Raw genomic sequence first — 10655 nt, 5'->3', positions numbered from 1 at the left:
CCGTGGGCCGCGCCGTCCGCAGTGGGGCTGGTTAGAGCAGTGCCAGGGCCGGCACGAACTTGCTTGCGTCGATCGTGCCCCAGCCGGAGCTGAGGTCGTAGCCCGGGCCGGCCGGGAAGCCGGTGACGCCCTCGAAGCTGTTGTCGCCCGAGGTCACGTCGACCAGGCCGGTCGGCAGGTGGGTGTTGGTGCTGCCGAGGCCCAGGAGGTACAGCGCGCCGTTGATGTTGCCCAGGCGGCGGCCCGCCTGCTGGTCGGCCAGCGCGACGATGCCCGCGAAGATCGGGGTCGCCTCGCTGGTCCCGCCGAAGATGTGCCACGGCGAGCTGGCGCCGACGAACGTGTAGTACACCCAGGCGCCGCCGTCGACGGCGGAGCTCATCGAGATGTCGGGGGTGCCGCGGTGGTTGCCCACCACGTTGCGGACCCCGGTCTGGAAGAGCGGGCGCGGGAAGACGTGCGACAGGCCACCGCCGCCGGCGCCGTAGCCGTCGTTCCACACCACGTCGGGCGAGACGCGCTTGCCCGAGTCGTCGAGGTTGAGCTGGGTGCCGCCGATCGAGGTGACCAGCGGGTCGGATGAGGGCCAGGAGTTGACCGGGTAGGTGTAGAGGTCCTCGCCGTTCGCCTGGTAGTCGGTGGCCCCGGCGTCACCCGAGGCGGCCAGCACCGTGACGCCGTGCAGCGCCGCGTCGGTGTAGGCGTAGCGCAGCTTGAGGAGGCTGGAGAAGTTGCCCTGGTCGAAGCCGGGGAACGTGTTCTCGGTGGCCCCGAAGCTCTGCGAGATGACGTCGCCGACGCCCTTGTCGATGAGCGCCTTCTCGGCGTCCATCATCTCGGGCAGGCCGGTGACGCCCTCGGTCTCGGCGACCGGGGTCTCCACGAGCACGATCTTGGCGTCGGGCGCGACCGCGTGGGCGTACTCGACGTCGAGCGTCGTCTCCTGGGCCCAACCGACGTGGTCGGGGTTGGCCGGGTCGAACGGCGGCACGTTGCCGGCCTTGACGACCTGGACGGTCGTGTTCGGCAGGCCGAACTGGGCGTCGAACGCCTCGAGGTCGTGCTGGATCGTCGGGGAGCCGAACGAGTCGACGATGACGATCGTGCGCCCCTTGCCCGTGATGCCGCGGGCGTACAGCGGGTTGAGGTTGTACGCCGTGCGGTACTGCAGCGGCGAGTAGCAGTGGATGCCGATCTGCGCGAGGCAGTCGGACGTGGACAGCGGCGCGGTCCGGGAAACCTTCTGGACGTGGCCGGCCACCGCCGGGCGGACCTTGAACGCCGGCTGGGACGCGGTCGAGACCGCCGCCGGGCTGGCCACCGCTGCGAAGCCGGCCACGGTAGTGGTCACGACGGTCGCGACGGCGGCCCGGGACACGAGCGAGATGAGCTTCATCGGCACCTCTCGTGCAGGTCAACAGGGACCTGCCCATCGCATCGCTCGCGGGCCCGTCGGGGTACTAGGCGGAACCCTCGTCGATACCCTTTGCTCGTGTTTCCCGGCTTCCGAATCGGGCATCTTCCCGGAATAATCCCGCCACCATCACGTGACGATGTCTACTGCGCCCCCGTGCGCGGGCGGCGCCGGCCGCGCTCAGACCGCCTCGCCGTCCTCCGCCGATACGACCTCGTCGATGGCTTCGAAGAACGCCCGGATGCCGGGCCGGTTGGCCCCCTTCTGCCGCGACGCCGCCCGATCCTCCGCCGAGCGCCAGTCCACGATGTCCAGCCACTCGCCGCCGCCCAGCCGCACGAGCCGGGCCCCCACGAACCCGGTCCGATCGGCCCGGAAGTCCGCGAGCATGCCCGGCCGTGCGGCGAGGAACGCCTCCGTGTGCTCGGGCGCGACCCGCACCCGCGTCAGTTCCACGATCATGCTTCGGAGCATATAGTCACTAATCTTGACTATCAAGCTGGCGTACCAATTCGTCCCGGCACCTGCGTGCAGGGCGCGACGGGACCGTTGGCCACGCGGATCATGAACCGCTGCTCGTGGTGGTCGCGGTCGACCTGGACGGCGTACACGAAGGTCTGCTCCGGGCCGAGGTACTCCGGGTGCACGCGGAAGTAGTTCTGGTTGCCGTCCAGCGGCGAGAAGTCGACCATCGCCAGCGGCATCCGGTCCCGCGGCACGTAATCGGCCCGCGGCTCCCGGCACACCTTCCCCGGCGGCAGGAAGTCCACGGCCGCCCGCACCCCGAAGGCCGCCAGCCGCTGCCGCAGCCCGTCCGGGTCCCGGTAGTCGAAGATCGACACCCGGACGGCGCCGTCGGGGTCGCGCTCCACCGCGAAGGCCGGCCCGTCGTGCAGCACGGCGGTCCCCGTCGCCGCGACCGCCGCCAGCCCGGCGACCGCGACCCCGCCGAGCGCGAGGCGCCGCCGCGGCGCCGGGCGCGGCCGGGCCTGCGCGACCATGGGCCGCAGCTCGTCGAGCAGCCGGTCCTCGAAGGTGGCCTCACGCGTACTCATGGGTGTTCCCTCCGGGGTTCAGGATCGGCGAGTCGAGCAGGTCGCGCAGCTGCTTGCGGGCCCGGTGCATGCGCACCCGGGCCGCGATGGGTGAGAGCCGCAGGGCGGCCGCCGCCTCGGCGAGCGTCAGCCCGTCGACGGCCACCAGCTCCACCAGCCGGCGAGTGCCGGCGGGAATGCGATCGAGGGCGCGGTACACCTGGCGCGCATCCCTCTCGGCGTCGATGCGCTCCTCGATGCGCGCGATGTCCCCCGCGTCGAGCAGCCGCCGCCCGGCGATGCGCCGCCCGGCGTCGCTCTCGCGCCGGACCCGCCGCCGCTCGGCCGCCACGACGTGGTGCGCGACCCCGAACACCCAGCCGAGCAGGCTTCCCCGCTCCGGCCGATAGGTGTGCGCCGACGCGATGACGGCCACGAACACGTCCGCGGTGAGATCGGCCGCGGTGTACGGGTCGTCGACCCGCCGCGCGACGAACCGGCTGACGTCCCCGACGTACTGCCGATAGAACGCCTCGAACTCCGCCGCGCTGCCGACGAATCCCATTGACCACCTCCCTTGTACGAGTGCTTACACCCCTACTTGGTCGGCGAGCGCGGCGGCGTTACATCAGGCGTAGTCGTCCAGATCCAGATCCACTCCGGCCAGGTGCCGATCGAACCACTGCGCCGCGGCCCCGGCGACCTCCTCCAACGCGCCGGGCTCTTCGAAGAGGTGGGTGGCGTCGGCCACGATCCACAGCGACGACCTGCGCAGGGTGCGGGCCGCGGCCTCGTTCAGGTCGAGGACCTGCCGATCGGCCCCGCCGACGATGAGAAGGACGGGCGCCGTCACCTCGGCGAGGCGGTCGCCGGCGAGGTCCGGGCGGCCGCCGCGGGAGACGACGGCCCGCACCCGCAGCGGCCGGGCGGCCGTGGCGAGCAGGGCGGCCGCCGCACCCGTGCTGGCGCCGAACAGGCCGAGCGGAAGCCGGTGCAGCGCGGGCTGGCCGCCGGTCCAGTCGATCACGCCGGTCAGCCGGTCGGCGAGCAGGCCGATGTCGAACCGCAGGTGCCCGGTGGCGGCGTCGCGGCGCTCCTCGTCCGCGGTGAGCAGGTCGGTCAGCACCGTGGCCAGGCCGACGCCGGCCAGCCGCTCGGCGACCATCCGGTTGCGGGGGCTCAGGCGCGAGCTGCCGCTGCCGTGTGCGAACAGCACCAGGCCGCGGGCGTGCGGCGGCACGGTCACGTCGGCGTCGAGGACGACCCCGGCGGACGGGACCGCCATTACCGTGTCGTACCCCATGATCTCCTCCTTCTGCGCTCAGGGCTTTCGCTACCCCGCCGCCGTCCGCCTACGCATGCTTCGTGCGCCGGCGGGTACGCCCCGCCGCGTCCGCGAGCGGCCGGCGCGTCGGCGGCCATATCGTCGTGGAGGCATCTGTCGGCCCAGGATGGGTAATGGACAGACCGGCGAAAGGGGATGACCGCGATGCAGGTGAACGAACTGCTGGTGGAGGGCTTCGGCCGGCTTCCCGATCTGGTCCGCGGGGCCGTCGACGGGCTCGACGCCGAGCAGCTGCAGTGGGTGCCGCAGCCCGGCGCGAACTCGATCGGCTGGCTGGTCTGGCACCTCACCCGGGTGCAGGACGACCACGTCGCCGAGCTGATCCCGGCCGAGCAGCTGTGGGCGACCGGCGACTACGCCAAGCGGTTCGGGCTCGACGGGCAGGCGCACGACACCGGCTACGGGCACACCGCGAAGCAGGTCGCCACCGTCCGGCCGGAGTCGCCGGAGGCGCTGCTGGAGTACTTCGACGCCGTGCACGCCCGCACGCACGCGTTCCTGGCCCGGCTCACCCCCGAGGACCTCGACCGGATCGTCGACGAGCGCTGGGACCCGCCGGTGTCGCTCGGCGTCCGGCTGGTCAGCGTGCTCGACGACGACAGTCAGCATGTGGGGCAGGCCGCATACATCCGGGGCCTGCTGGACAGCCATTCAAGATAAACTTGAATGGGAGGCCAAGATGGACGAGCAACGACACCGGGTGGTCATCGTCGGCGCGGGCTTCGGGGGACTCTTCGCGACCAAGGCGCTGCGCAGGGCGCCGGTCGACATCACACTGATCAACGGCACCGCACACCACCTCTTCCAGCCGCTGCTCTACCAGGTGGCGACCGGGATCCTGTCGGAGGGTGAGATCGCCCCGCCGATCCGCGAGGTGCTCAAGCGGCAGGACAACGTCAAGACGCTGCTGGGCACCGTGACGCGGGTGGACCCGACGGCCCGGAAGGTGTCCGTGGTGGCGCCCGGGATCGCCTACGAGGTGGAGTACGACTCCCTGATCGTGGCGGCCGGCGCGAGCCAGTCCTACTTCGGCAAGAACGAGTTCGCCGAGTTCGCCCCCGGCATGAAGAGCATCGACGACGCGCTCGAGCTGCGGGGGCGCATCTTCGGCGCGTTCGAGCTGGCGGAGCTGGAGACCGACCCGGCCGCGATCGAGCGGCTCCTCACGTTCGTCGTGGTCGGGGCCGGGCCGACCGGCGTGGAGATGGCGGGGCAGATCGCCGAGCTCGCGCACCGGCACCTGCCCGGGCAGTACCACAACATCGACCCCCGGCAGGCGCGGATCATCCTGATCGACGCGCTGCCCACGGTCCTGTCCACGTTCGGCGACCACCTCTCCACCCAGGCGCTGCGCCAGCTGCACAAGCTCGGCGTCGAGGTGGAGCTGCAGACCAAGGTCGTCAAGGTGGACGAGACCGGCATCGAGGTGGAGACCGTCGACGGGCACAAGCGCATCGAGTCGGCGACCAAGATGTGGGCGGCCGGCGTGGCCGCGCCCCCGCTGGCCAAGCAGATCGCCGAGGCGACCGGGGCGGAGACCGACCGGGCCGGGCGGATCAAGGTCAACCCGGACACCACCGTCCCCGGCTACCCGGAGATCTACGCCGTCGGCGACATGATGGCGCTGGCCGACCTGCCGGGCGTGGCCCAGGTGGCGATCCAGGGTGGCCGGCACGCCGCCGGGCAGATCCGCAAGCGGCTCGCCGGCGAGGAGACCGGTCAGCCGTTCAAGTACTTCGACAAGGGCAGCCTGGCCACCATCTCGCGCTTCTCCGCCGTGGCCAGCGTCGGGAAGTTCCACTTCGCCGGGCTGCTCGGCTGGCTGTTGTGGCTCGTGGTGCACCTGCTGTACCTGGTCGGCTTCAAGAACCGGGTCACCGCCGTGATGCACTGGTTCGTGAGCTTCATCGGCCGCGGGCGATCGGAGCGGGTCGCCACCTTCCAGCAGGTGTACGCGAGACGCGCGTTGCAGGAGTACCAGGACAAGTTGCCGTAGCCTGGCCGGGTGGCAGCGCGCCCCGAGCCGATCACGGTTCGCCGTGATCTCTCCGGGGTAACCCCGGGGACGCAGGATTGAGCACCGCAGCGCATCGCCGGCCCGCTTCCGCGCTTCGCGCGAGCCTGGGCAGGCACGACCGGGCGACGTCGGGGCGCGCTGCCGCGCATGCGCTCGCGCTCGCCTTTCTGGCCGTGCCGTGGGAGCGGCCGGCGCTGCTCGAGGCCGGCTTCGAGGTGTTCGGGCGGCGCCCGCGATGGATGGGTCCCCTCGTCACGAGGATGCTGCGGGCGTACCGCGACCAGCCCGCCGACCGCCCGCGCGAGCTGGCGGGGTTTCTCGGGGCCCTGTTGCCGGCGAGGCTGCCGCAGCGGATCGTCGTGCGGCGCGCGGTGCCGACCCGCACGGTCCGGATGCGGTGGGACGCGCCGCGCCTCGACGACCTGGCCGCGCTCGCCGAGTTCCTCGAGGTCGACGGGGACCGTCTCGACTGGTTCGCCGACCGCCGCGAGATCAACCGGAAGACCTCGGTCGAACCGCTGCGGCACTACCGGTACACCTGGATCGGTGCTCGGCTCATCGAGGCGCCGAAGCCCCGCCTCCGCGCGCTGCAGCGCCGGCTGCTGGACGAGGTGCTCGGGCGCGTTCCGGTGCATCCCGCGGCCCACGGGTTCGTGCCCGGCCGATCGGTGCACACGTTCGCCGCCCCGCACGCCGCCCGCCCGCTCGTCGTGCGCCTCGACCTGGCCGCGTTCTTCACGAGCATCGCGATTTCCCGGGTGTACGGCGTGTTCCGCACGATGGGCTACCCGGAGCCGGTCGCGCACACCTTGGCCGCGCTGTGCACCACGAGCACGCCGGCCCCCGTGCTGCGGGGTCGTCCCGGGGCGTTCGCGCTGCGCGCCCCGCACCTGCCACAGGGGGCGCCGAGCTCGCCGGCGCTGGCCAACCTGTGCGCGTTCCGGCTCGACCGGCGGCTGGACGGCGTGGCCGCGCGCTTCGGCGCCGTGTACACACGCTACGCCGACGACCTGGCCTTCTCCGGTGCTCTCGGGCCGGCCGAGGCGCGGCGGCTGATCGGCCTCGTCGAGCGGATCGCCGCCGGGGAGGGCTTCCGGGTCAACCCCGTCAAGACCCGCGTCCGCGGCCGGGCCGACCAGCAGCGCCTGGCCGGCCTGGTGGTCAACGAGCGGCCGGCCCCGTCCCGGGCCGACTACGACCGGCTGCGGGCGGTGCTGCACGCCGCGGCCCGCGACGGCCTCGCCGCGGCCAACCGCGAGAGCCACCCGGACTTCGCCGCGCACCTGGCCGGTCGCGTCGAGTGGATCGCGCGCGGCCGCCCGGCCCGGGCCGCCAAACTGCGGGAAATGTACACAGCCGCGGTCGCGACACCGTAGTGATCCTCTGCCATATTCGACCTCGTGACTGCGGATGCCGCCCCCGCGCCGATCTTCGTGCGCTCCGACTTCATGGTCTTCGGTATCTGCGCGGTCGCGGTCGGGCTGGCCGCCGTCACCCGCTACACCGGCGTGTCCTCGGTGCTCGCCTTCGTGGTGGCGGGGGCCGCCGTCGCGGCGCTGGCCTCCCTGGTCGGCCGCAGCGTCGAGCAGCTCGGCGACCGCTTCGGCGCGGGCGCCACCGGGGTGCTGCAGGGCGCGCTGGGCAACCTGCCGGAGCTGTTCATCGGCTTCTTCGCGCTGAAGGCCGGCCTGGTCTCGGTCGTGCGATCGGCGATCATCGGCTCGATCCTGTCCAACATCCTGCTGGTGCTCGGCCTGTCCTTCGTGGCCGGCGGCCTGCGGCACGGCACCCAGCGGTTCAACTCCGAGCGGGCCCGCACCACGATGGTGCTGATGGTGCTGGCCACCGGCGCCCTGGTCCTGCCCAGCCTGGCCGCCTACGTGCACACCCCGGCCGAGCCGCACGAGAAGTCGCTGTCGATCTTCGTCGCCGTCATCCTCCTCGTCGTCTTCGCGCTGTCCCTGCCGGCCAGCCTGAAGCGCAACGCCTCGGCCGCGGGCGACGTGCACATGGAGCCGCCGCGCTGGCCCGTCTGGGTCGCTGTCGGCCTGCTCGCGGTGGCCAGCGGCTGCGCCGCCCTCGTCTCCGACTGGTTCGTCTACGCCCTGGAGCCCGCGATCGACGCCCTGGGCATCTCCCAGGCCTTTGCCGGCCTCGTCATCGTGGCCATCGCCGGCAACGCGATCGAGAACGTGATCGGCATCAAGCTGGCGTACAAGAACCAGGCCGACTACGCCCTCAGCGTCATCATCAACAGCCCGCTGCAGATCGCCCTGGTCCTGGCCCCCGCGCTGGTCCTGCTGAGCCTCTTCACCGCGACCACCCTGACGCTGGTCTTCGCCCCGATGCTCATCATGGCCGTGGCCGTCACCGTGATCGCCGTGGCCTTCATCGTCTTCGACGGCGAGTCCACCTGGCTGGAGGGCGCCACCCTGGTCGCCCTGTACGCCATCATCGCCTCGGTCTTCTGGTGGGGCTGACCCGAGTTTTAAGGTTTGCTTTGCTGCGAGATATCGGCGCCCGTGCGCGGATACGATCCGGCCGTGGCGGACCATAGGGCGGACAGGCCTTGGTGGCTGGTGGGGCAAATCTGGGTGGTGGCCGGGGCCGGGGTGTTCCTGGCCGGGGCGGCCAGCGTCGCACTCGTGGCGCAGGCGTCCGGTGCGGCCTGCGCGGCCGTGGCGGCGACCACCGGGCAGGCCACCTACTACGCGGCCGACGGCAGCGGGAACTGCTCGTTCGACAAGGTGGCGGAGCCGCTGGTCGTGGCGCTCGGCAACGCCGAGTACCGGGGCGGGGCGGCCTGCGGCGGGTACCTCGACGTCAAGGGGCCGAAGGGGACCGTGCGGGTCAAGGTCGCCGATCGGTGTCCCGAGTGCGAGGCCGGGCACATCGATCTGTCGCGGCAGGCGTTCGCGAAGATCGGGAACGTGAACGACGGGATCATCGCGGTCTCGTACAGCCAGGTCGTGAACCCGTCCGTGCCGGGACCGGTCACGGTCCGGGTCAAGGAGGGGTCGTCGCAGTACTGGCTGGCGCTGCGGTTCGACAACACCGGCAACCCGGTGGCCGGGGCCGAGGTGCGCAGCGGCGGGGGCTGGAAGGCGCTCGCGCGGACCGACTACAACTACTGGATCGCCGAGAGCGGGGCCGGGAACGGGCCGTTCACCGTCCGGGTGACCGACACGCAGGGGCGGCAGACCACGCTCAACGGGGTCGCGCTCAGCCCCGGGGTCGTGCAGCGGCCCGGGGCCACCGAGGCGGCCGCGGCGCCGCGCACGACGGCACCCAGCCGCCGTGCCTCGCCGTCCGTGCTCGCGAGCGCATCACCCGCGGCGCCGACCAGCGCCGACGCCCCCGAGAGTGCGGGCACCAGCGTGGCCGCCGCGACCACCACGACCGCCGCGGCGGGTGCGCGCTGTTAGATGCCGTGGGCGAAGGAGGCCGCCTCGGGGCCGCGGGGCGGGGTCGCCCGGCGCTCCAGGTGGGGTAGCGCCTTGCTCAGGTCGGCCAGGAACAGGTCGGCGAAGTCGTGGGTGAAGCCGTTGCGCACCACGACGCGCAGGACGGCCAGGTCGGTGCGGTGCTCGGGGAACGTGTAGGCGGGCACGATCCAGCCGGCCGTGCGCAGGGCCATCGAGACGTCGAAGACCGAGTAGTTCAGCACGTCGTCGCGCAGCGCCACGGCCAGCACCGGGAGGTCCGTGCCGCGGGTCAGGACGCGGAAGGGGCCCAGGCCGGCGATGCGCTCGCCCAGCAGCATCGCGACTTCCCGGCTGTACCGCTGGATCCGCCGATATCCGGCGTAGCCCAGCCGCAGGAAGTTGTAGTACTGCGCCACGACCTGCCCGCCCGGCCGCGAGAAGGCCAGCGTGAACGTCGGCAGCTCGCCGCCGAGGTAGTTCACGCTGAACACGAGGTCCTCGGGCAGCGCGGCGGCGTCGCGCCAGACGACCCAGCCCACGCCGGGGTACACCAGGCCGTACTTGTGCCCGGAGACGTTGATCGACGCCACCCGCGGCAGCCGGAAGTCCCAGGCCAGGTCGGGGTCGCAGAAGGGGGCGACCATGGCACCTGACGCGCCGTCGACGTGCACCGGCACGTCCCACCCTTTGCGGGCCTGCAGCTCGTCCAGCGCCTTGCAGATCCCGGCCACCGGCTCGAAGCTGCCGTCGAAGGTCGAGCCGAGCACCGCCACGACGCCGATGGTGTTCTCGTCGCAGTGCATCGCCGCGGTCTCTGGCGTGAGGTGGAAGCGCTCGCCCTCCATCGGCACCAGCCTGGCCTCGACGTCCCAGTAGTTGGCGAACTTCTTCCAGCAGACCTGCGTGTTGATGCCCATCACGATGTTGGGCGGCCCGCTTCCGCGCCCCGAGTGCTGCCAGCGCCGCTTGAGGGCCAGGCCGGCGAGCATGCAGGCCTCGCTCGAGCCGACGGTGGAGGCGCCCGGCGAGGACCGCGGGTCGGGCGCGTGCCACAGGCCGGCGAGCATGCGGGCGCAGCGGGACTCCAGGTCGGTGGTGCGCGGGTACTCGTCCCGGTCGATCAGGTTCTTGTCCAGGCTCTCGGCCATGAGCCGGTCGGCCTCCGGCTCCATCCACGTCGTGACGAACGAGGCCAGGTTGAGCCGCGGGTTGCCGTCGAGCAGGAGCTCGTCGTGCACGATCTGGTAGGCCACGGGCGGGTCGAGCTCGCCTTCGGGCAGCTGGTCGCGGGGGATGCGCACGGGCTCGCGGGTGAAGACCGGGTTCACCGAGAGCTCCGGGGATCGGTCGTCCATCCGCGAGCGCTACCCAGGCGAGGGCGCCCCTAACGCGTCGCGTAGTTGACCTGCCGTTCGCCTAT

Annotated in this window: 11 protein-coding genes; 5 read left to right on the top strand and 6 right to left on the bottom strand. The window is 72.2% G+C overall.

Annotation, left to right across the window (positions count from 1 at the left end; genetic code table 11):
• Nucleotides 1-31 precede the first annotated feature (31 nt).
• The 5 genes from ABD352_RS03600 to ABD352_RS03580 all read right to left on the bottom strand — a co-directional run bounded on the left by ABD352_RS03600 (nucleotide 32) and on the right by ABD352_RS03580 (nucleotide 3751).
• Nucleotides 32-1396, bottom strand: coding sequence for a S53 family peptidase (locus tag ABD352_RS03600; RefSeq protein WP_344610734.1), 1365 nt, complete (start codon nucleotides 1394-1396; stop codon nucleotides 32-34).
• Nucleotides 1397-1594: 198 nt separating this feature from the next.
• Complete coding sequence (locus ABD352_RS03595) at nucleotides 1595-1876, bottom strand: antibiotic biosynthesis monooxygenase family protein (protein ID WP_344610733.1); 282 nt, start codon at nucleotides 1874-1876, stop codon at nucleotides 1595-1597.
• A 32-nt stretch (nucleotides 1877-1908) separates the two neighbouring features.
• Entirely contained in the window at nucleotides 1909-2469 is a 561-nt protein-coding gene (locus ABD352_RS03590; protein WP_344610732.1) for a hypothetical protein, read from the bottom strand.
• A complete protein-coding gene (locus tag ABD352_RS03585) occupies nucleotides 2456-3013 on the bottom strand; it encodes an RNA polymerase sigma factor (RefSeq protein ID WP_344610731.1) in 558 nt (185 codons plus the stop codon). Before ABD352_RS03585 ends, ABD352_RS03590 begins: the two co-directional genes overlap by 14 nt.
• Before the next feature lie 63 nt (nucleotides 3014-3076).
• A complete protein-coding gene (locus ABD352_RS03580) occupies nucleotides 3077-3751 on the bottom strand; it encodes a dienelactone hydrolase family protein (protein WP_344610730.1) in 675 nt (224 codons plus the stop codon).
• 186 nt (nucleotides 3752-3937) lie between these two features.
• Here ABD352_RS03580 and ABD352_RS03575 point away from each other — a divergent pair, with 186 nt between their 5' ends.
• The 5 genes from ABD352_RS03575 to ABD352_RS03555 all read left to right on the top strand — a co-directional run bounded on the left by ABD352_RS03575 (nucleotide 3938) and on the right by ABD352_RS03555 (nucleotide 9235).
• Nucleotides 3938-4453 carry a mycothiol transferase gene (locus ABD352_RS03575; RefSeq protein ID WP_344610729.1) on the top strand — a complete coding sequence of 172 codons (516 nt, stop codon included), beginning with the start codon at nucleotides 3938-3940 and terminating at the stop codon, nucleotides 4451-4453.
• Between the two features lie 19 nt (nucleotides 4454-4472).
• Entirely contained in the window at nucleotides 4473-5789 is a 1317-nt protein-coding gene (locus ABD352_RS03570; protein WP_344610728.1) for an NAD(P)/FAD-dependent oxidoreductase, read from the top strand.
• Nucleotides 5790-5983: 194 nt separating this feature from the next.
• Nucleotides 5984-7186, top strand: a complete 1203-nt coding sequence (locus ABD352_RS03565) for a reverse transcriptase family protein (RefSeq protein WP_344610727.1) — start codon at nucleotides 5984-5986, stop codon at nucleotides 7184-7186.
• A 24-nt stretch (nucleotides 7187-7210) separates the two neighbouring features.
• The gene (gene cax, locus ABD352_RS03560) at nucleotides 7211-8290 is read left to right on the top strand and encodes a calcium/proton exchanger (protein ID WP_344610726.1); all 1080 of its coding nucleotides are present in this window, start codon (nucleotides 7211-7213) and stop codon (nucleotides 8288-8290) included.
• A 99-nt stretch (nucleotides 8291-8389) separates the two neighbouring features.
• Nucleotides 8390-9235 (top strand): expansin EXLX1 family cellulose-binding protein, encoded by an 846-nt coding sequence (locus ABD352_RS03555; RefSeq protein WP_344610725.1) that lies wholly within the window; start codon nucleotides 8390-8392, stop codon nucleotides 9233-9235.
• On the opposite strand, the gene gad is transcribed toward ABD352_RS03555, so the two are convergent.
• Nucleotides 9232-10590, bottom strand: a complete 1359-nt coding sequence (gad, locus tag ABD352_RS03550) for a glutamate decarboxylase (RefSeq protein ID WP_344610724.1) — start codon at nucleotides 10588-10590, stop codon at nucleotides 9232-9234. The two genes, ABD352_RS03555 and gad, sit on opposite strands and share 4 nt — an antisense overlap.
• Between the last annotated feature and the right edge of the window lie 65 nt (nucleotides 10591-10655).

Source organism: Dactylosporangium salmoneum (assembly GCF_039532525.1).
GTDB classification, from domain to species: Bacteria; Actinomycetota; Actinomycetes; order Mycobacteriales; family Micromonosporaceae; genus Dactylosporangium; species Dactylosporangium salmoneum.
The sequence above is the reverse complement of the archived record's forward strand: the minus strand, read 5'-3'. Positions and strand labels throughout refer to the sequence as shown.